Annotated in this window: 18 protein-coding genes; 12 read left to right on the forward strand and 6 right to left on the reverse strand. The window is 59.8% G+C overall.

Annotation, left to right across the window (positions count from 1 at the left end; genetic code table 11):
* Positions 1-178: 178 nt before the first annotated feature.
* Positions 179-928, reverse strand: a complete 750-nt coding sequence (locus tag A6A03_RS13625) for a hypothetical protein (protein WP_066789373.1) — start codon at positions 926-928, stop codon at positions 179-181.
* Positions 929-1,072: 144 nt separating this feature from the next.
* Between A6A03_RS13625 and A6A03_RS13630 the strand changes: the two genes are divergently transcribed.
* Positions 1,073-2,128, forward strand: a complete 1,056-nt coding sequence (locus tag A6A03_RS13630; RefSeq protein WP_066789375.1) for a homoserine dehydrogenase — start codon at positions 1,073-1,075, stop codon at positions 2,126-2,128.
* Positions 2,129-2,207: 79 nt separating this feature from the next.
* Here the strand turns inward: A6A03_RS13630 and A6A03_RS13635 are convergent, their stop codons facing one another.
* On the reverse strand, positions 2,208-4,964 hold the full coding sequence (locus A6A03_RS13635; RefSeq protein WP_066789381.1) for a winged helix-turn-helix domain-containing protein: 2,757 nt from the start codon (positions 4,962-4,964) through the stop codon (positions 2,208-2,210).
* A gap of 295 nt (positions 4,965-5,259) precedes the next feature.
* On the opposite strand from A6A03_RS13635, the gene A6A03_RS13640 reads away from it, so the two are divergent.
* From A6A03_RS13640 to A6A03_RS13655, 4 genes are all read left to right on the forward strand, one after another.
* Positions 5,260-6,414, forward strand: coding sequence for a sugar ABC transporter substrate-binding protein (locus A6A03_RS13640; protein ID WP_066789384.1), 1,155 nt, complete (start codon positions 5,260-5,262; stop codon positions 6,412-6,414).
* A gap of 235 nt (positions 6,415-6,649) precedes the next feature.
* On the forward strand, positions 6,650-8,173 hold the full coding sequence (locus tag A6A03_RS13645; protein WP_066789385.1) for an ATP-binding cassette domain-containing protein: 1,524 nt from the start codon (positions 6,650-6,652) through the stop codon (positions 8,171-8,173).
* A gap of 28 nt (positions 8,174-8,201) precedes the next feature.
* Positions 8,202-9,401, forward strand: coding sequence for a sugar ABC transporter permease (locus A6A03_RS13650; RefSeq protein ID WP_066789389.1), 1,200 nt, complete (start codon positions 8,202-8,204; stop codon positions 9,399-9,401).
* 182 nt (positions 9,402-9,583) lie between these two features.
* Complete coding sequence (locus A6A03_RS13655) at positions 9,584-10,642, forward strand: response regulator transcription factor (RefSeq protein WP_066789394.1); 1,059 nt, start codon at positions 9,584-9,586, stop codon at positions 10,640-10,642.
* 150 nt (positions 10,643-10,792) lie between these two features.
* Here A6A03_RS13655 and A6A03_RS13660 read toward each other — a convergent pair whose 3' ends face one another.
* Positions 10,793-12,382: an ATP-binding cassette domain-containing protein gene (locus A6A03_RS13660; protein ID WP_066789397.1), complete on the reverse strand. Its 1,590-nt coding sequence runs from the start codon at positions 12,380-12,382 to the stop codon at positions 10,793-10,795.
* Positions 12,383-12,475: 93 nt separating this feature from the next.
* Here A6A03_RS13660 and A6A03_RS13665 point away from each other — a divergent pair, with 93 nt between their 5' ends.
* Positions 12,476-13,156 carry a PIN domain-containing protein gene (locus A6A03_RS13665; RefSeq protein WP_066789400.1) on the forward strand — a complete coding sequence of 227 codons (681 nt, stop codon included), beginning with the start codon at positions 12,476-12,478 and terminating at the stop codon, positions 13,154-13,156.
* Here the strand turns inward: A6A03_RS13665 and holB are convergent, their stop codons facing one another.
* Both holB and fabF read right to left on the reverse strand, forming a co-directional pair.
* Entirely contained in the window at positions 13,157-14,179 is a 1,023-nt protein-coding gene (holB, locus tag A6A03_RS13670; protein ID WP_066789402.1) for a DNA polymerase III subunit delta', read from the reverse strand.
* Positions 14,180-14,244: 65 nt separating this feature from the next.
* Positions 14,245-15,660 carry a beta-ketoacyl-ACP synthase II gene (fabF, locus tag A6A03_RS13675; protein ID WP_066789404.1) on the reverse strand — a complete coding sequence of 472 codons (1,416 nt, stop codon included), beginning with the start codon at positions 15,658-15,660 and terminating at the stop codon, positions 14,245-14,247.
* Positions 15,661-15,775: 115 nt separating this feature from the next.
* On the opposite strand from fabF, the gene hisC reads away from it, so the two are divergent.
* The 5 genes from hisC (at position 15,776) to A6A03_RS13700 (ending at position 19,897) form a co-directional block, all read left to right on the forward strand.
* Positions 15,776-16,882: a histidinol-phosphate transaminase gene (gene hisC / locus A6A03_RS13680; RefSeq protein WP_066789406.1), complete on the forward strand. Its 1,107-nt coding sequence runs from the start codon at positions 15,776-15,778 to the stop codon at positions 16,880-16,882.
* A complete protein-coding gene (locus A6A03_RS13685; protein ID WP_066789408.1) occupies positions 16,879-17,664 on the forward strand; it encodes an inositol monophosphatase family protein in 786 nt (261 codons plus the stop codon). Before hisC ends, A6A03_RS13685 begins: the two co-directional genes overlap by 4 nt.
* On the forward strand, positions 17,661-17,987 hold the full coding sequence (locus tag A6A03_RS13690; RefSeq protein WP_066789410.1) for a nucleoside triphosphate pyrophosphohydrolase family protein: 327 nt from the start codon (positions 17,661-17,663) through the stop codon (positions 17,985-17,987). Before A6A03_RS13685 ends, A6A03_RS13690 begins: the two co-directional genes overlap by 4 nt.
* On the forward strand, positions 17,959-18,576 hold the full coding sequence (gene hisB / locus A6A03_RS13695) for an imidazoleglycerol-phosphate dehydratase HisB (RefSeq protein WP_066789412.1): 618 nt from the start codon (positions 17,959-17,961) through the stop codon (positions 18,574-18,576). The genes A6A03_RS13690 and hisB overlap by 29 nt, the downstream gene beginning before the upstream one ends.
* Positions 18,577-18,910: 334 nt before the next feature.
* Positions 18,911-19,897, forward strand: coding sequence for a PrsW family intramembrane metalloprotease (locus tag A6A03_RS13700; protein WP_066789415.1), 987 nt, complete (start codon positions 18,911-18,913; stop codon positions 19,895-19,897).
* A 2-nt stretch (positions 19,898-19,899) separates the two neighbouring features.
* On the opposite strand, the gene A6A03_RS13705 is transcribed toward A6A03_RS13700, so the two are convergent.
* Entirely contained in the window at positions 19,900-20,478 is a 579-nt protein-coding gene (locus tag A6A03_RS13705) for a hypothetical protein (RefSeq protein WP_066789418.1), read from the reverse strand.
* Between the two features lie 223 nt (positions 20,479-20,701).
* Here A6A03_RS13705 and A6A03_RS13710 point away from each other — a divergent pair, with 223 nt between their 5' ends.
* The gene (locus tag A6A03_RS13710) at positions 20,702-21,154 is read left to right on the forward strand and encodes a zinc ribbon domain-containing protein (protein WP_066789421.1); all 453 of its coding nucleotides are present in this window, start codon (positions 20,702-20,704) and stop codon (positions 21,152-21,154) included.
* The last annotated feature ends 385 nt before the right edge of the window (positions 21,155-21,539 follow it).

Consider the following 21,539-nt stretch of genomic DNA (forward strand, 5'->3'; position numbering starts at 1 on the left):
AGAGGGAATGGCAAAACGATGCTCACCTCCTTTGCAATCTGGGAGGTGGACGCTTGACTTTGCGGCAGCAATCTAAGACTGGCGATACCCGTTCAATCGCTCGTTAGACAACGATCGAGCGACTGGCGCAACAAAAAAGCCTGCGGCAGCAATGCTGCCGCAGGCCCAGCCCATTTCCTTATGCATTAAACTTCGACCAGAAGATGCGCTCGTACTCTCGCGCCGCCTGATCGACCTTTTCCTTCGACATCAAACGCATTCGTACCAATAACTCGCCGATACTGAGTCGTTTGCCCTGCTGATCGAGCCGGATCTGCTCGGCCAGCACATCTTCTAATTGGGCAGCGGTAATGTAGCCCCGCTCCACCAGATACTCCCCCAACACCTGCGGCGCTGTGCGCGCCCGGCTGCGCTCTTGCTGCTGAATGATCAATGCCTTGGCTAACTTCGATGGCGTAATGAGACCTCGTTTGAGCAGCAACTGGCCAAGCCGCCGATCCGATTTCAGCAGACTCTCCCGCCGCTGTTCAGAAAGCACCTCTTGGAGTTCAGCTTCCGTAATGGCGCCAATCGAGACTAAAATGTCACCGATCAAGCGCGGTTTCGGTTGTTCATGAAAATAATGCGTCTTGACGTCAGACAATAAGCGCATCGTGTGAATTTCATTCAACCGCTGCTGGGCAAAAACATCATCCGGCTGAACCGCTAATCGCGCTTCGAGATACGCGATCTGTAACTCTTCGTCATCAGGAGCCAAGATGGCTGCCCGCTCAAGGCAATCCTTCCGCTGGCGAGCGTCTTGTACCAATTTGCTTAAGGCGACCCAAGCGTCGCGACATTGATTCCCCTCAAGCAAATGCTTGCGAATGCTCGCCATATCATGGCTATGCTGCGCAATAAACGGGCATGGAATGGGACATTGTTTCATAACCAGACCTTCGATCCCTTGGCAGCCGAATTGCTGCTGCCATACCGTGTTGGGTTACTCTATGAATCAAACGATCATTGCCTAGCATTATCGAGTATGATCTATCATTGTATACGCCATCGGTACTGTTGCATAGGAGTACTTATGTCCTACCTCATCGATGCCATTTTGACCGGTCTCGGCAATATTGGCCGTACATTCCTCGAAATGCTGGTCGCTGACCCCGACCGGCTGCCGCGCCGGTATGGCTTTCATCTGCGTATCGTCGGCGTCGCCGACTCGAGCGGCGTGGCGTTTGATCCCGGTGGTCTCGATCTGCCGGCTATTATTGATGTCAAACGGCGCAAGTTGGGTGTGGCGGCCTTACCGTCGTTTCGCCCTGATCTCGATGTGATCACACTGGCCGAAACGGCTGCGTATGATCTGTTGCTCGAAGCCACCCCGACCAACCTCCGCGATGGCCAACCCGGTCTCGATCTGGTGCGCACAGCCTTGCGTCGCGGCAAGCCAGCGGTGTTGGCCAGCAAAGGGCCATTAGTGCTGGCGTTTGCCGAATTAGCTGCGTTGAGCGATTGGGCCGACGATCTTTCGCCCCGTAGCTCACGCCCGGCCTTGCGTTTCTCTGGCGCAGTAGGCGGTGCTTTGCCAACCATCAATTTTGGCCGGCGCGATTTGGCCGGCGCCCAGATCGAACGCGCCGAGCTGGTCGTTAACGGTACCACGCAGGTCATTCTCGAACAGATGGCTGCCGGCGCCGATTTTGCCGCCGCACTGGCCGAAGCCCAACGGCAGGGTATCGTCGAACCCGATCCTTCGCTCGATGTCGATGGCTGGGACGCCGCCAACAAGCTGGTGATCTTCGCCAACGCGGTGCTTAACCAACCAGCAACGCTGGCCGATGTGACGGTGCGCGGGATTCGTGACGTTACCGCTGCCGAACTAGCCACGGCATGGCAGGCTGGCGGTCGCATCTCGCTGGTCGCCCGCGCCGAGCGCCAGCCTGATGGACGCTACGCCTTATCAGTCGCCCCCACCGTTCTTGGCCCCGAACACCCCCTCGCCCGGTTGGCCCACGGCGAGATGGGTTTCGTGATCTATAGCGATAGCGCCGGACGCTCGACGATCAGCAGCCTCGAAGACGGCCCGCTTGGCACGTGCCAAGCTATGCTGCGCGATCTGATCGAGATCGTGCGCCGCTAAGCGCATTGGGACACGGATGGCCACGGCTCGCACCGTGTCCTTCCGTTCTTGCGGACATGGTTCAGATCCGCTCTCACCTTTACGGGATCAACCCTAGTCGCCTCCCACGCGCCACTGCTTGCGTGCGTGAGGCGACACCCAACTTGCTGAAAATACTGTTGATGTGCGATTTGACCGTACTAACCGCGATCACCAACGTCGCCGCGATCTCGTGGTTGCTCCGACCTTCCGCCATCAGGCGCAACACCTCGATCTCGCGCAGGCTGAGAGGGTCAGGCAACGCCGTAGCAGGCGCTGGCGTGCTTGCCGGCATTGCCGGTGCTATTTCATCGTCATCAAACAACGAGAGCAGGTATTCGCCATAGGGTGAGAGCTGTTGGCGCGCTGCCAACTGAGACAGCATGAGTCGTAACGGCGCGCCGGCTTGGAGAAACGGCGCCACGATCCGCTCACTTGTCGCGAGATCAAGTGCGGTCAACATCGCCTCGTTGCCGTCGTCACCGGCAGCCGCCAAGGCCAACCCGCGCAACAAGGCTGCATCAAGCGGCGCCAACGCCTGCCAGATCTCGCCGTTTGGCGGCTGGGCCAACTCAGCCGCCAATGCCCGCAAGGCTTCCCCGTCACTGGTTGCGCGCGCACTGGCTAGCCGCCATTCATAGCCCGCCCGGGTGATATGCTCGCGGGCATAGAATGCTGCCACCGGCATATAGCGAAACTCTACCGGCTTGAGCAAGCGATCGTCGAGTAGTTGGCCAGCAGCGTCGAGTTCACCCCGCTCGATCAGTATCTGCGCTTCAAGCCCATCAAGCACTGCCAGCACCCACCCAACGTTGCGCTGGCGAGCTAAAAAGCGCGCCTGCCGGATGATCCGCAATGCGCCGTCGGTATCGCCGCGCGCACGCGCAATGCGGGCCGTCACAATCAAGAGGTTGAGGTAACTCGTGGTTTGGCCCGATTTGATCGCGCTCTCGGCTTCGGCCAAGGCCGGCAACGCACCGGCAAATTCGTGCCGTAATCCATGCAGATCGGCCAACGCTAAAAACGGCAAACCAATGCCGGGTTGGGCACGACTGCGATTGCGCCGTAACATCTGGTTGATCGTATCGCGGCAGGCGCTAATCGCTGCCCCTAGCGAACCGCGCAACGCGAGTGTATACGCATAATCAACCGTCGCCATCGCCGAAATGTAGGGCAAACCGGCGTTAAACCCGTTGATGCTCGCCTCACTGAAGGCTTGCTCGGCTCGCGCGAGGTCACGTTGGGCAAGATACGCATAGCCCAAATCCTTCGCCACCCGCATGCGCAACGCCTGATTATCAGCCTGTAACCACGCTAAGGCCTGCTTCCCTTCGTGGATGACCTGCTCGGTATCTCCTTGCAATAACGCCAACCGCACCCGCACCGCGCTCAATTCGCCGCGCAGATTGGCAATCAACCCAATCGATGTCGCCGCGCCGCTTGCCACCCCCGCGAGCGCCCGCTCGGCGACCGCAATCCAGTGGGCCGCGTCTTCAACCTGATAATCAGCCGTTGCTAGCCAAGCACGCAATAATGCCAAGCGTGGATGGCTTTCAAACGCCGCTTCCGGGATTTCCGGCAGCCAGCGCCGGAGGGTCGCTTCCCCTACTTGCGAAATAAACGCTAACCCAATTGGCTCGAGCATCGCCACCACATCATCGATCGCCTGCGCGCGCAAAGCATGGTTGACGGCTTGCGTCAGCATGCCATGGGCCGCATACCATGCCCCTGCCCGCCGGTGGAGCATGGCGACATGCTCGGCGGTGCTGCCTGCCTCAAGCCGATCCTGCAAGACATCGGCAAACAGATGATGGTACCGGTACCACACCCGCTCGGCATCCAGCGGGAAGAGAAACAGATTGTTGCGCTCGATTTCAGCCAATACCAACTGGCTGTACGACTGGTTGCTCTTGCTTGGCGCACTTTGTTCGTACACACCGATCACGGCATCGCAGAGCGGCCCGCACAACCGGTCAAGGATCGAGGTTTGTAAGAGAAATTGTTGCAGGTGCGCCGGCAACCGGCTAAACACATCCTCGATTAAGTAATCGGCGACATACCGGTTGCTGGCAATCAATTCATCAACCACCTCGCTCTGATTCGGTCGGCTCCGCAAGGCCAGCGCGGCGAGGTGCAAACCTGCCGGCCAACCTTCCGTACTCTCAAGCAGAGCCACAATCTGATCTCGGCTCAATGGCAATTCCATCACTTCCAACAAAAAGGTGGCCGCCTCTTCGGGATTGAAGGCGAGATCAAAACTGCGCAATTCGGCTAAATGCCCGCGCGCTCGCCACCGCGCAAGCGGTAACGGCGGATCGCTGCGGGTAGCGATAATCAACCGGCACCGGGGCGGCAGATGATCGACCAAGAAGGTGATCGCTTGATGAATCTGCCCATCACTGATCAGGTGATAGTCATCAAAAATGATGACCGTTGAGCCAGCGACTTCAGCCAGATCGTTTAATAGTTCGGCAAACCACTGTTCGGCGTCAAGATCAACTTCTGCGCTGATCAAGGCCCGCAACCGCTCGCGACGTTCCAATGGAATGTTCGTTAATGCCTCTAGCAGATAAGCGAACAATCGCCGGATGTCATTGTCGGTCGTATCAAGGCTTAACCAGCCAATGTGCGACCACTCTTTTCGACCCTCCTGCATCCATTCAACTAAGAGCGATGTTTTGCCATACCCGGCAGGTGCATTGATCAAGACCAGCCGGCTGTGTAAGGCATTGCGGAGCTGTTCATAGACTCGTGGCCGGGCAAGGAGCGAGGGTCGCACTTCGGGCGGCTGTAATTTGGTGCGCATCAGTGGTATCATGCGCCATCTCCAAAAGGTAACGTGGTTGGTTGGCAGGTCGCTGTGGTATGTAGTCTACCATAGCCGCTGGTAAATTGGCGGCTTACTAGGGGAAACCCCCTAATTCGTGAGTAGGAGTAACTCCCTAGTGTCTTTCAGGGTAGCCGGGATTGGCAAAGCCAGCGCAGCATGGTTCAATAGCGCCATCAGGATGTCGGTTGCTATGCGCACAAGGAGGTGTACCCGGCAGCGAATGTTCCCTGCATGAAGCCTTGTTCGCAATGGTGTGGCTTTGCCGTGTTCAAGGAGGACTGTGATGTCGAAGAAGACTCTGTGGCTCGTGTTGTCGTTGTTGACGGCGTTTACCTTCCTGTTGAGCGCCTGTGGCAATACCGGCGGCAGCACCGGTGGCAGCACCGGTGGCAGCACCGGTGGCACGACTGGCGGTAGCCAGCAACTCGCGGTCGGTATCGTCCTTCCCACCAAAGATGAACCCCGCTGGATCCAAGACGAGACCCGCTTCCGCGAGGCGTTGCAGCAGGCCGGTTATCAGGTTGAAATCCTCTTCAGCCAAGGCTCGTCGGCCAAAGAGAAAGAGAATGTCGAGGCGCTGCTCGCTAAGGGTATTAAAGTGCTGATCATCTGCCCCCACGACGGTACCGCCGCCGCTGCGGCTGCCGCCGCTGCCCGCGCCGCCGGCGTCAAGGTCATTTCCTACGACCGCCTCATCCGTGAGACTGATGCCGTCGATTATTATGTCACTTTCGACAGCATCGCCGTGGGTGCGCAGCAGGCCCAGTATCTGGTTGATAACGCCAGCGGCAGCGGTAATCCGCTCTACCTCTACGCCGGCGCCGCCTCTGACAACAATGCCTTCCTCTTCTTTGAAGGCGCGTGGAAGGTGCTCCAACCCAAGATCGCCGATGGCACCTTCGTGATTAAGAATTCGAGCGAGGCGGTCGCGTTGCAGAACAAGCTCGACCTTACCCGCGACGAGATGGCCAAGATCCTCGGCCAGATTACGACCAACTGGGATTTCAACACCGCCAAGAATCTTGCCGAGGCCAACCTGACCGCCGCGACCGCCGCCGATAAGGGCAAGGTCTACATCCTCGCCCCCAACGATGGCACGGCCCGCGCAATTGCCGATGCCTTCGCCGCCGATAAGGATGTGACCCAGTACTTCGTGACCGGCCAAGATGCCGAGAAGGCGTCGGTACAGTACATCATCGATGGCCGCCAGTCGATGACCGTCTTCAAAGATGTGCGCACGCTGGTGAAGGATGCGATCAGCGCCGCAGTCGCTCTGCTTGAGAACAAGCAACCCGACTCGCGCGGTTCCTACAACAACGGTAAGATCGACGTGCCCGCCATCCAGTCGCCGGTTGTGACCGTCACCCGCGACAACGTGCGCGCCGCTCTGATCGACTCCGGCTACTACAGCGCCAGCGACTTCACCAACCTGCCGTAATCCGCATCATTCCGCTCAGTGAGACCGGGATTGATGATCATCAATCCCGGTCTCACTAGCAGCGAACCACCAATACCGCTGGCTTCCCAATGGTTCTTGGCAAACGTCCCTCATCGCTTGAAGGTGCTATCGGATCGATATTGTGCGATTGCGCCATTATACTGATGCATAAATATGGAACATGCGGTATAGTTTTCACCATCCCGGTATTTCCAAATAATGAGGCGGTGCGTGTATGGAACCCCCTATCCTTGAAATGCGCCAGATCACCAAGGAATTCCCCGGCGTGCGCGCGCTCGATAATGTCACGTTTAGCGTCAAGCGGGGCGAGATCCACTGTCTGGTCGGTGAAAATGGCGCCGGGAAATCAACCCTGATGAAGGTGCTGAGCGGTGTCTATCCGTATGGCTCCTACAGCGGCGAGATCCTGATCGATGGCCAGCCCCAACGCTTCTTTGGCATCGCCGATAGCGAACGGGTCGGCATTGGCATTATTTATCAAGAATTGGCCCTCGTGCCCGAATTGACCGTCTATGAAAACATCTTTCTCGGCCACGAAATTAGTCGCAATGGCGTGATCGATTGGAACGAAACCATCCGCCGCGCCGATGAGATGTTGCGCAAAGTGCGCTTGAACGTCAATCCCGCCGCGAAAATCCGCGATCTCGGCGTCGGCAAACAGCAACTGGTCGAAATTGCCAAGGCCCTCAGCCGTGAAGTCAAACTGCTGATTCTCGACGAACCCACCGCCGCCCTCAACGAAAACGATAGCGAGAATTTGTTGCATCTGCTGCGGGAATTGCGCGATCATGGCGTGACCTGTATTCTGATTTCGCACAAGCTGAAAGAGGTGTTGTCGGTCGCCGATACCGTGACCGTCCTCCGCGACGGCAAGACGGTCTGCACCCTTGATGCTCACAAAGGCGAGGTGAGCGAGCAGGCGCTCATCCGCAATATGGTCGGGCGCGAGATTACCAATATTTATCCTCCGCGCAACCATCAGATTAGCGATGAGGTGATGCTTGAACTGCGCAATTGGACGGTCTATTCGCCTGAGTTGGGCCGCTACCTGCTGCGCGATGTCAATCTACAGGTGCGCAAAGGCGAGATCGTCGGGCTGGCCGGCCTGATGGGTGCCGGACGTACTGAGTTAGCCCTTAGCCTGTTTGGCAATGCGCCAGCGTACCGGATCAGCGGCGAGCTGTGGCTGAAGGGCCGCAAGCACACCTTCCACCATCCCCGCGAAGCGATCGCTGCCGGCTTGGCCTACGTTTCCGAAGATCGCAAAGCCAAAGGGCTGGTCTTGATCCAAGATGTGCGCCAAAATATTACCCTCGCCAACCTGCAAGCGTTAGCCAAGAATGGCGTCATTGATCGCAATGCCGAGATTCAAGTCGCCGAAGGCTATCGCAAGTCGCTCAACATCAAGACGCCGACCATCGAGCAACAAGTTGTCAACCTGAGCGGCGGCAATCAACAGAAGGTGTGTCTCGGCAAATGGCTGTTTGTGCGGCCCGATGTGCTCATCCTCGATGAACCGACCCGCGGGATCGATGTCGGTGCGAAATACGAGATCTACCAGTTGATGAACCGGCTGGTCGAAGAGGGTATGAGCATCATTATGATCTCGTCGGAATTGCCCGAAGTGCTGGGCATGAGCGACCGGATCTACGTCGTCTCCGGCGGGAGGATCAAAGGCGAACTGCCGGTTGCGGCAGCGACCCAAGAAAAGATTATGGAGCTAGCGGTTGACTACTAACCGAATACGCAGCGCGGCGGAGGAGACCATGACAACCCAAGCAGCATTTGTCACGAACTTACAACGGGCTTTGGGGCAGAATATTCGCCAATACGGCATGTTCATCGCCCTCTTCGTGATTATGATCATCTTTTCGATCACGACCAACGGCATTTTTATCTCGTCGCGCAACCTGAGTAATCTGATCAACCAGACCGGCTACATTGCCGTGCTGGCGGTCGGTATGACGTTGGTGATCGTGATTCGCCATATTGACCTCTCGGTTGGCTTTTTGGCCGGCTTTCTCGGCGCAGTGGCCGCGATCGCCCTCCGTTTCTGGGATCTGCCGACGATTGTGGTCGTGCCGATGGTGCTAGTTCTCGGCGGGTTGGCCGGCTTGCTGACTGCATTTCCGGTCGCCGAATTGAAGATTCCCTCATTTGTCGCCTCACTGGCTGGCTGGCTCATTTATCGCGGTGCATTGCAATTGGTCACCGCCGGCACCGGTACGATTATTATCGACGACGAGACCTTTAATGCGATTGGCAACGGCTTTATTCCCGATGTAGCGTTTAGCATTGTGCCCGGCTACCACACCCTCACCCTCCTCCTCGGCGTGCTCGCAATCGTTGCCTTCGTCATCAGCGAAATCCGCAGCCGCAACAAGAAGCTGGCCTACAATTTCGAGGTCTTGCCCACCGATATGTTTGTGCTCAAGCTGGTCTTTATCTCAGCTCTGATCGGCTTGCTAGCGTGGATTATGGCTGGCTACAACGGTCTCTCGTGGACGATGGTGATCGTGTTGGTGGTGGTGGCGATTTACCACTTCATTACCACCCAAACCGTGCTGGGCCGGCATATTTATGCGGTTGGCGGCAACCCCGAAGCGGCTGAGCTGAGCGGCATCAGCGTCAAGCGCATTACCTATATCGTCTTCGCTTCGATGGGAGTGCTCTCGGCCTTGTCGGGCATCTTGTTCGCCTCGCGGTTGCGCTCAGCCACCACTACCGCCGGCACCTTGTTTGAACTGGATGCGATTGCTGCGGCGTACATCGGTGGCGTCTCCGCCGCCGGCGGCGTCGGTAATGTGATCGGTTCGATCATCGGCGCGCTGGTCTATGTATCGCTGACCAGCGGCATGAACCTGATGGGCATTGATATTGCCTACCAATACATCGTGCGCGGTTTGGTATTGGTCGCCGCCGTCGTGTTCGATGTCACCACCCGCCGCCGTGGCCGCGCCGGGTGATGGATGGGAAAAATACCAATGTAGAGCCGCACGGCCGTGCGGCTCTACATGGCCCCCCGCGACGTCCCGCCCCCGCACCGTTCCGCCCCTGCCCATTTGCCCCCAGCCGTCTCTTCGGCGATAATAATCTGTATCCCTTGGCGTCATCACGCCGGTACATCAACCATGGTGGGGAATGGGCAATGGGAACGACCCGTGTCGTATTGGCCGATGATCATGCGGTGGTGCGCGCCGGTTTGCGCACCGCGCTAGCCGGCTTGCCTGATTTTGAGGTCGTTGGTGAGGCGGCTAATGGCCCGGAACTATTCGCCGCGCTGGCCCACCATCACCCCGATCTGCTAGTGGTCGATGTGGCCATGCCGGACTTTGATCCCATTAACGCCATCCGCCAGATTCACGCCGATTATCCGGCCATGAAGATTTTGGTCGTCAGCGCTTACGATGACCAGTCGTATGTAGTCGGCCTGCTCGCCGCCGGTGTCAACGGCTACCACCTTAAAGATCAGCCACTCAGCGATCTGCAATTAGCCGTGCAGCGAATTATGGCCGGCGGCAACTGGATCTCAAGCCCGCTCCTCAGCCGGCTCATCCAAGCGGCGCCGCAGTTGGCCCACCCGTCGCCGATCACCCTCACCAAACGCCAGCGCGACCTCCTCCGCCTCATCGCCCAAGGTTATGACAACCGCCGCATGGCCCAAGAGATGGATCTGAGCGTCAAGACGATCGAGAATCACTTGACGGCCCTCTATCGGGCGATCCGCGTCAGTAGCCGGCTCGAAGCCTACCAGTTCGCCTTGCGCCATCCCGAATTGCTGGCCGAATCGGGCCACGAAGCGGCCCACAACCGCGAACCGCCCGCCGGCCCGGCCCCGCTGACGGTGCTTATCATCGACGACAACGAACGCTATCGCGCCCAACTCAAGCGCATGGTCGGCAAGGCCTGCGCCGAAGCCCAGCTCTACGAGGCCGAGGATTGCCACGAAGCGATCCGCTTGCTCCAGCGGATCACGCCTGATCTCGCTTTCATTGATGTGATCTTGAACGATGGTGACGGGATTCAATGCCTGCGCCGGGTGAAGAGCATCGCCCCGAACACGCGAGCGATTTTGATGAGCGCCTACCCTGACCGCGAGTTTCGCCGGTTGGGGTTGGAAGCCGGCGCGCTGGCCTTTCTCGACAAAAAAGACCTTGATGCGGCCACCGTGCGGCAGGTGGTAGAGGATGCGCTGCGGCGGAAGTGATATAGTCCGCTAAAAAGGTAGACTAATGGAACAATAGGTATAACCAGCCAACATAACCATCCTACCCCTTTGCGTCTTCGCGCCTTTGCGTGTGAATCCCTTTGCGTCTTTGCGTGTTCCCCTCTTTGCGTCTTTGCCATCTTTGCGCCCTCACCCCATCCTCACCCCTTCCGCCGGAAACGGTGCCGGATTGGGGATCTCGATCTGCAATTCCAACCCGCCCCACACCGATGGCCCGATGTGTAACGTGCCGCGCAAGAGCGATACTCGCTCGCTGATCCCGATCAAGCCAAAATGCTTCCGTTCCGAAAGGCGTTGCAGATCGGGCGGCGTCGCCATCCCCCTCCCGTTATCGGCTAACCGCACCATCACCCCCGCCGCCGAGGTGCGCCGCACCTCAAGCAACACCCGCGTAGCGCCGGCGTGCTTGCGCACGTTGTTCAAGCCCTCTTGCACAATCCGAAACACTGTCAACTCAATCGTCTCCGGCCAGCGTTCCAACGGCTCGGCCAACAGCAACTCTACTTGAATCCCGGTCTGTTCGCTCCACTGGCTCGCCAACGAACGCAACGCCGCCGCCAAGCCATGGCTATCGAGCGTGGGCGGGCGTAGATCGCTGCACATCTGGCGCAACATCGCCACCACCTCGCGAATCCCGCGCCGGATGGCCTGCAACTCGCTCAACGCTTCCCCCTGCTCGATCTCCTCTTCGACGTGTTCGAGCTGGTAGTTGAAACTGAGTAGGTCTTGGATGACCTGATCGTGCAATTCGCGCGCCAACGCCTTCCGCTCGGCTTCGCGTTCGAGCATCAACCGGTGATGCGCCTCTTGCAACGCCTGATTGAGTTGATCGAGCGCCACCATCTGCTCTTGCAGCCGTTGCACCAGTTCGCGATTCAGCGAGTCTTGTGCGGCGAGGTTGTCTTGCAGTTGCAGTTGCTGTTGCCGCAACTGTTCCGCTTGTTGCTGCGCCTGATAGTAATTTTCAAAAGCCCAAATCAATGGCGTGACCCGCTCTTGCCGCACCGACCCCACCATCAGCTCGACGATCTCGCGTGGCGTCGTGCTGGCTGTGACGCGCAACGCTGCTTGCCGGCCTTGATACAGCACCAGCACCCGGTTGGTGATGGCGAAGATCAGATTGAGATCGTCGCTGCTGAGGATAATACCGGCCTGCGCCGCCGCCTGCTCGCGCAAATGTTGCAAGACGGCCTGCTGGCGAGCAAAACTCAACGCCGAGAGCGCCTCATCGAGGATGAGGAGCCGCGCTGGCCGCACAAAAGACCGGATCAGCGCCACCAATTGCCGCTCCTCTTCGGTCAGATCGCCGGCGCGCTGGTGGGCGAGACCCCGCGGCAAACCAAACCGCTCTAGCCACTGGTAGGCCGTGGTCGCCATCGCCGCTGGATCGAGCCGCCCTTTGCCCCGTTCGCGCCCCAAAAAGATGTTATCCAGCACCGGCATCACGTCGACCAGCGCCGGCGCTTGCGGCACAAACTCGATCCCGCGCCGCTGCACCGCTTGCCCTGCCCACGTCAAGGGCAGACCATCGACCTGTATCTCACCCGCTGTTGGCGGATAAATACCGGCTAGCGCCTGCAAGAGCACTGACTTGCCCGCGCTGCGCAAACCTACCACCCCCAAGATGTCGCCGGGACGCAGCTCAAAACTGATCCCGCTGAGGATCGGCTTGGCAGCGAAGACGATATGGAGCTCGCGCACGCTGAGCAAGGGCAGCATAGATGTGGCCGTCGTTCTCACCCGTGTAATATGCTAGTAATCGTGATCGTTATAATCTAAGTATAGCATTCACGCCAACAAGGAAACATGTTCATGCAACTGGTAAACTACCTTTTTATCGACTACGAGAATGTCCAGCCCAATCTCGCCGCTATCACAAACCTTTCCTTTGTGCGCGTCATCGCCTTTGTTGGTGCAAACCAGAAATTCATCCCGTTCGAGTTTGCCGCGGCGATGCAGCGACTGGGCAACCGCGCGATGTACATGAAGATCGGTGCGAGCGGTGCAAATGCGCTCGATTTTCACATTGCGTTTTACCTCGGCATATTGGTGAAACGCGATCCAAACGCCTTTTTTCACATTATCTCAAACGATACCGGCTTCGACCCGCTCATCCAGCATCTGCGCGAAAAGCGCCTAAAGGTTTTTCGCTCGGCTAGTATTGATGATCTTCCCTTCTTGCGCAAAGTTACCGCGGCCAACGACCAGCAATTAATCCCGGCGGTCGCTGCCTCACCTGAGTCATCATCGCTTCTCGCCGCCAACGGTACCAAACCGTCATTAGACGAACTCTGCGAAGTGGTGATTGAACGCTTAAAACAGCATACGCCTTCACGCCCTAGTACGCTCGATAAGCTGCGCAACCATCTGCCCTCGTTGACTAGACAACAGCTCACCGCCGCCGAAACCGAGGCGCTCGCGAAGATGCTGTTCGCCAAGCGCCTGATCTCGCTCGAAGAGGGTGCGTCGCAACGGTTACGGTATCACTTATAATCACTTGGCCCGCGGCAAGTGCAACACGAGATGCTCAAGCGCCAGTTGCGGGTTGACGTTTTCGCGCAGTTGTTGGGCGGCAGCAATGATCTGCTGCAAGAAGGCTAGCGCCGCCGCCGGCGTGACCCGCCGGGCCGCCGCCGCGAGTTCGGCCCGCCGGTCAACGTTTGTCACCGCCTCGTCACAACCGGAAGCAACATATATCACATCGCGCCACCAGCTCTGCCACAATTCCAGCCACGCCAGCGCCGTCTCTTGCTCGCCGGTGCGATACTCCTTCGCCCGTTGCTCGGCCCACCGCAAACCTGCGCTCAGGTCTTGTTCGGCCAGCCCGATCAATTCCGCCAATTGCTCGCGCCGCGCTGCCTGCACTGCCGGATCGGCCAGCACACTGATCGCCCACCCGACCCGGCCCCCGCTCCATGCCGCGAGCTCGGTGGCCAACTCTGGCGCTGCGCCGCGCGCTTGCAGCGCCGCCGCTACTTGTTCGCGCGGCAGCGGACGCAACCGCAATACCCGGCAACGCGAAACGATCGTCGGCAAGAGTTCACTGCTGTGGGCAACCAACAACAACGTCGCGTAATCGGGTGGCTCTTCCAGCGTCTTCAGCATCGCGTTGGCCGCCTCTTCGCTCAGCCGCTCGGCATCGTGCAAGATCAACACCCGCCGCGCCGCTTCATAAGGCCGCAAAGCAATATCGCGCTGCCATTCCCGAATCGTCGCAATCTTCAACTCTTTCTGCCGCGCTGCCTCGTCGGCCTTGGCCGCCGCCGCTTGCGTCGCCATTCCTGCCACCCGCACATCGGGATGGTTGCCGCGCTCGATCCGCCGGCACGTCCGGCATTGCAAACAGGGATCGCCCGTCTGCCGCTCGCAGTTCAACGCCTGCGCCATGCGCAACGCCACCAGCGATTTGCCGATCCCCGGCGGCCCGGCAAACAAGTAGGCATGCGCCACCCGGTTCGACCGGATGTTGCTGCGCAATTGTTCAATCGCCCATTCGTGACCGTCAATATCCCACATGGCATTTGCTTGGCTAGAGGCACTGCTGTGCCGCTCTCCTGCTGCGCCAACCAACCTGTGTTGGATTACAACAGCTTGCGGAAGGCCAACACCGCATTCACCCCGCCGAACCCAAACGAATTGGAGATCGCCACTTGCAACGCCGCCGGGCGGGCAACGTTCGGCACATAATCCAAATCGCATTCTGGATCGGGATGTTCGAGGTTGATCGTTGGCGGGATCAGACCGTGGTGCAGGGCGAGAATCGTTGCCGCCGCTTCAACCGCACCCGCCGCGCCGGTCAGATGGCCGATCATCGACTTGATCGAGCTGATCGGCACGCTGTAGGCATATTCGCCAAACACATGCTTGATTGCCCGCGTCTCGGCGATGTCGCCGGCTGGCGTGCTAGTGGCATGGGCATTGATGTAGTCAACTTGCTGCGGCGCTAGCCGGGCATGCTGCAAGGCCCGCCGCATCGCCAACGCCGCCCCTTCGCCATCGGGATCGGGTGCGGTCACGTGGTAGGCATCCGCCGAGACTCCATACCCGATTAGCTCGGCGAGGATCGGCGCACCGCGCCGCTGCGCGCTGCTCAGCCGTTCCAGCACCAGCACCGCCGCGCCTTCCCCCGGCACAAACCCGTCGCGCAATGCATCAAACGGGCGTGAGGCCCGCTCTGGCATCTCATTGCTGCGCGTGCTCAAGGCCCGCAACACGCAGAAGGCCCCCAAACTCAGCGCCGTGATCGGCGCTTCAGCGCCGCCGGCCAGCATCACTTCGGCATCGCCGCGCCGGATCACTTCCGCCGCCTCGCCGATCGCTTGCGCCCCTGCCGCGCAAGCGGTACAAATCGAAGTGGTGTATCCGCGCAGGCCAAGCTGAATCGCGACTTGGCTCGAAGGCATATTGGGCAAGGCCGCCGGAATAAAGAACGGACTGATCTTCATACCCCCGCGCTGGACAAGCGTTGCTACCGCTTGTTCAACATCAGGCATTGACGTTGTGCCACTCGCGATCAAGACGCCGATCTCATCGCGCGCCATCCGCTCTAGCGGCAAGCGGGCATGCTCTACCGCCATCCGCGCTGCCGCCACCGCCATTTGGCTGGCCCGCGACATCCGCCGCGCCTCTTTCGCATCCATAAATGCCTGCGGCTGAAAGTCGTTGGCTTGCCCGGCAAGCTGGCATGGATACCCGCTCGGATCGAAAAAGGTAATCCGCCCGATTGCACTCCGGCCAGCCGCTAATCCGGCCCAAAACGGCTCGACGCCAACCCCAAACGGCGAGATGATTCCCATTCCGGTGACGACGATGCGCTGATCAGGCGGTTGCTGATCGTTCGCTACTGTCTGCGGTTCCACTACCGGTTCGTCGGCCAGCACCTCGGCCAGCAGCGCCTCGATCTGCGCTTCAATCGCTTCATCTGGCACATGCTCGCGCACGAGACCGAGCAGCTCGGCCCGCAACGCTGCGCGCCGATCCAGTGCTCGCGGGGTCATGGCGTCCCTCCCTCAATGCAATTATTCAAGGTTTGAATTATACCACGCAGCCGCCGCGCCTGTGGTATCATACTCGCCGAAGACGAGTTCAGCACATTCACCAAAAGCAAGCATTATGACGCCCGTTTTGCCCGGCCTTATCCGTCCTGAGATTGCCGATCTCGAAGCATACACGCCGATCGTGCCGCTCGAAGTGCTCGCCGCGCGCCTTGGCCTGCCAATTGAGCGGATCGTCAAACTTGACGCGAATGAAAATCCGTATGGCCCCGCACCGGCGGCGTTGGCGGCGTTGCAGCATACCGCCACCTACCATATCTATCCCGATCCCGAACACACCGCGCTGCGCGCGGCGCTCGCCGGCTACACGGGCCGCCCTGCCGAAGAGATTCTCTGCGGGGCCGGCGCCGATGAGCTGATCGATTTGGTGTTGCGCTTGATCATCAACCCCGGCGATGCGATCATCGATTGCCCCCCTACCTTCGGTATGTACCGCTTTGACGCTGGGATCTGCGGCGGGCGGGTGATCACCGTTCCCCGCCGGCCTGATTTTAGCCTCGATCTGCCGGCGATCGAGCGCGCTGCCGCCCAAGGCGCTAAGGCGATTTTCCTTACTGCCCCCAACAACCCTACCGGCAACCCGCTGCCGCGCGCCGATCTGTTGCGCATCCTCGAATTGCCGCTGCTGGTGGTGGTTGATGAGGCGTATGTCGAGTTTGCCGAACCGGGCCGTTTACCGGTTGGCGCGAGCGATTTGCTCGATCATTACCCCAATCTGGCGATGTTGCGCACTTTTAGCAAGTGGGCCGGGTTGGCCGGGTTGCGCGTCGGCTATGGCCTCTTCCCCCGCTGGTTGATCGAACAGCTCTGGAAGATTAAGCAGCCCTATAACGTCTCGGTAGCTGCCCAAGCCGCCGCCATCGCTTCGCTCGAAGCGGTCGCCGAGTTGCACCAGCGCGTGCAAGCGATCGTCGCCGAACGCGAACGGCTCTTTGCCCATTTGCAAACCTTCCCTTTCCTCACGCCCTTCCCCAGCGCCGCCAACTTTATCCTCTGCCGGGTTGAAGGGCGCGATGCCCGCGAACTCAAGCTCGCGCTCGAACGGCGCGGCGTGCTGGTGCGCCACTACCGCACCCCGTTGCTCGATGGCTATATCCGCATCAGCGTTGGCACCCCTGCCCAAACTGATGCCCTGCTCGCTACCCTCGCCGAGGTGTCGCAATGACTGCATCGCTCGAACCTATGCTGGTCTTTGCCCGCCAGCTCGCTCACGAAGCCGGACAGATCACGCTGCGCTATTTCCAGCAGGGTGTCGTCATTGAACGCAAAGCCGATGAATCACCGGTGACGATTGCTGACCGCGAGGCCGAACGCTATCTGCGCGCTGCAATCACCGCCGCGTACCCCGATCACGCAGTGCTCGGTGAAGAAGATGGGTTGAGCGGCAGCGAACACGCCACCTTCCGCTGGGTGCTTGACCCGATCGACGGCACCAAGAGTTTTGTCCGCGGCGTGCCGTTGTACGGCGTCCTGATCGGCCTGCTCCGCGACGGCGAGCCGGTGCTCGGCGTGATCCATATTCCCGTCCTCGGCGAAATGGTCTCGGCGGCGCAAGGTTTGGGGTGTACGTGGAATGGCCAACCCTGCCGCGTTTCCAATATTTCATCGCTACGCGAGAGTCTGGTCGTCGGCACGATTGCCCACGGCTACGAGCAGTATGGCCGCGCTGAAGCCTTCCAGCGCATCGTGCGCCGCGCCGGTCTGTTCCGCACGTGGGGCGATTGCTACGGCTATGTGCTGGTTGCCACCGGTCGCGCCGAAGTTGCCCTCGATCCACAGATGAACGTGTGGGACGCCGCCGCGCTCTTGCCGATTCTGGTCGAGGCCGGCGGCGCCTATACCGATTGGCAAGGCGCACCGACGATCTACCATCACGAAGGCATTGGCAGCAACCGCCACGTCTTACCCGAACTATTAGCTTTGATTACTGGCGAGGAACCAGCATGAACGCCGACGAGTATCAGCACTTGGCCATGCGCACCTTGGCCGCCGGCCTGTCACCCCAAGAGCGGCTTACCAACGCTGCGCTTGGCCTCAATGGCGAAGCCGGCGAGTTTGCCGACACGGTGAAAAAGCACCTCTTCCACGGCCACCCGCTCGACCGCGAGGCCTTGATGAAAGAGTTGGGCGATGTGTTGTGGTATGTGGCGCTGGCCTGCGATACCCTTGACATATCGCTCGGCGCCGTGATGGCGGCCAATATCGAGAAATTGCGCCGCCGCTACCCGGAAGGATTCAGCAGTGAGCGAAGCCAACAGCGCAGTGAGTGACATCCGGCGCGCTACCGTCGATCGCGTCACCGGCGAGACCAGTATCTCGCTGACCCTGACGATCGATGGCAGCGGGCAGGCTGATGTGCAAACCGGAATCGGGTTTCTTGATCACATGCTCACCTTATGGGCGCGCCACGGCCTGTTTGATCTTACCGTCCGCGCTCACGGCGATCTCCACGTTGACGAGCACCATACCGCCGAAGATGTGTGCATCTGTTTGGGCCGCGCTATCGATCAGGCCCTCGGCGCGCGCGCCGGCATCGTCCGCACGGCCCATAGCTTCGTGCCGATGGATGAAGCGCTGGCGTTGGTGGCGATCGATCTGGGCGGGAGGCCCTACTGCGTGGTGCAGGCCGAGTTTGTCACGCCGCGCGTCGGCCAGCTCGGCACCGACCTGATCGCGCACCTCTTCGAGAGCATCGCCTTCCATGGCCGTTTCAACCTGCACGCCCAAGTGTTGTACGGGCGCAACGACCACCACAAGATCGAGGCGTTGTTCAAAGCATGCGGGCGCGCGCTCGATGCCGCCACCCGCGTCGATCCGCGTCTCGGCGGCGCGGTGCCGAGCACCAAGGGGGTCTTGTAAGAGTTCAATCAGTGGTGGGTTGGGTAACACCCTCTGCTAGTTCCTTCCCCAACCCCTCGCCTGCCGGAAAGTTCAAGGGCGGGCAGCACACATGAGCGCAGATGTGGTTGAAGGCGTTGCGATGCGCTGATGTACCCTCACCCCCAGCCCCTCTCCCACTGGCGCGGGAGAGGGGAGTGCAGCGCCGGGTTTTGAGGCATCGCACTGCGATCAACGGTTGTACGCGACCAGATGTTCTGTCCGCCCCTAAATGCCTGAAGGAAGGGGGGTGGCGGTGATAGATGCCACCCTGCTCGGCCCACACCACTACATAACCTGCCCTTGAGGAGTCGCTATGATCGGGTTCGTTGCCGCTGCTATACTGAGCTTCGTGCCGGCCTTCATCTACGCCAGTATCGCCTATTGGCTCGACCGGTTTGAAAAAGAGCCGCGTCGCTTGTTGTTCGGCGCGTTCCTGTGGGGCGCGTTCGTCGCTACCTTGGGCGCGATTGTCTGGACGGGTATAGCCCAAGCGTCGTTAGCCATCTTTATCGGCGAAGCCTCGGCTGAAGTAGCCGGTACCACCTTGCTCGCGCCGCTCGTCGAAGAGAGCTTGAAGGGGATTGCCGTCGTGATCATCATGTTCGCCTTCCCCGAAGAGTTCGACTCGCGTCTCGATGGCATGCTCTATGCGGCGATTACGGCGCTCGGCTTTGCCGCCACCGAAAACCTGCTCTACCTCTACTTTTTCGGCTATGCTGAAGACGGGTTTGGCGGTCTCATTGCGCTCTTTGTGCTGAGAGTGATTTTGGGCGGCTGGGGCCACGCCGTCTACACCGCATGGATCGGCTTAGGGTTAGCGATGTCCCGCCTGCACCCCAACCGCATCGTGCGCATCATCTCGCCCTTTGCCGGCTGGCTGCTCGCCGTCTGCCTCCACGCCCTGCACAATACCATGACGGTCTTTTTGGCCGGCGAATTTGGCCTCACTGGCCTCGGCCTCACCCTGCTGGTTGACTGGTCAACGTGGGTCGTCGTGTTGGGGTTAGTGATCTGGGAAATCCGGCGCGAACAGCATCACATTGCCGACTACTTGGTTGAAGAGGTCGCTGCCGGTATCATCTCGCCGGCGCATTACGCCGCAGCCAAATCATTCAGCGGCCAACTGCGCAACCGGACGCGCAGCGCCGCTGCCCGCCGCTTCTACGAAGCATGCGCTGAACTGGCCCACAAGAAACACCACCTCGCCACCGGCGTCGGCAACCAGCGCAACACCATCGCCCGCATCAATCAACTGCGCCGTGAGATTGCCCAACTTGCGCCTGAAGTGCCGGCAGTGTAGACCTACCCGCGCAAGTGCTCAGCGATCCGGTGGCGTGTGCGCCGGTACGAGCGGTGGCACAATTCCAGCAAGAGGCGCTGCTCGGCTTGCACCCGCCGCCGCTCTTCCTCACACTGTTCAGTCCGGGTAATGGCCGCTTGCAACTCGGCAGACATCGTTGCCAGATCGGCCAACGCCTGCTCAGCAAAAGGCGGTTGCGGATGCATCAGCCCCAGCACTGCGGCCAGCCGGCGCAAACTATTGAGCAGATCGGTCGCTGTCAACGCCCCCGCCGCCGAGTCAGGTTCAAACAGGCGCAGGTATGGCGCATCAGTGCCAACCACCTCGATTACCTGCCGGCGCACGTGCGCATAGAGGCGCTGTGCCCGCACCTCACACTCCCACCGTACCGCCAATGCTGCCCGCCACGCCGCCAGCGCTGCCGCACTCTGCTCTTGCTGTTCGGCCAAGATTGCCTGTAGCTGGGTATGATGCACCAGCTCTTCTTCGGCAAACGGCAACCGGTGGCGCAATTGATCGAGCAGCGTGATGATCTGGTTGAGGGGATCGATCGGTGGGGTTTGAAGCATGATCGCTGTCACGGCAGACCTCACGGCGTTCAAGACGATGGCTACGTCACTGCTATCGTAGAGCAATCCTGCGCCCGCCGTCTATAGTACAACGGGTTGATTTTACCCTAGGACTACTACATGGCGTCGTTGCCATGCGTTGCATCCAGATCGCCGTCGTGATCGTCAAACCAGTAGGAGTTTTGTAACGCATGCTACAATAAAACCCGCGATCAACGATGGAAAGGAGTTCGCAATGGGATTGCTCGATCAACTGAGTAAAACCATTTCGCAAGTCGGCGATCGGGCCAAATTCGAGGCCGAGAAGTTTCAGAAGACGACCCGCTTGCAAGGCGAGATTAACGAGCTGCGCCGTCAGATCGACCAGAAGTTGCTGGAGCTGGGCCAACGCGCCTATGATCTGCAACGGGCCGGCCAGATCCATGCCCCCACCCTCGCCGAGCTAGCGGCAGCGCTTGACCAACTGCGCGCCATACTGGTTGCCCGCGAAGAAGAACTCAAACAAGCGCAGAATGAGGTCTATATCGAACCAACCCCGGTCACACCGCCAGCGCCTACCGTGCAATCAGTCCCGATCAGTGAAGCTCCACCAACCGCTGCCGGCCCCAAGACGTGCCCGCAGTGCGGGTTTCAGATGCCAGCCACCGCGATCTTTTGCCCAAGTTGCGGCACTCGCGTCAGCTCGTAGGGACGGACAGAACATTTGCTCGAACACAACGGTTGATCGCTGTGCAATGCCTCAACGCTTAGCTCCACTCCCCTCTCCCGCGCCAGTGGGAGAGGGGCTGGGGGTGAGGGTTGCCCCTCCCCCAGTGGGAGAGGGGCTGGGGGTGAGGGCCAGCAGCCCGCGCAGCGGGCTTCGTACCCCTAGCCCGGCCCTTTAGGGCCGGGTTCTGGACAGAACATTTGCTCGAACACAACGGTTAATCGCCGCACAATGCCTCAACGCTTAGCTCCACTCCCCTCTCCCGCGCCAGTGGGAGAGGGGCTGGGGGTGAGGGCCAGCAGCCCGCGCAGCGGGCTTCGTACCCCTAGCCCGGCCCTTTAGGGCCGGGTTCTGGACAGAACATTTG

The organism is Chloroflexus islandicus (genome assembly GCF_001650695.1).
Taxonomy (GTDB): Bacteria; Chloroflexota; Chloroflexia; order Chloroflexales; family Chloroflexaceae; genus Chloroflexus; species Chloroflexus islandicus.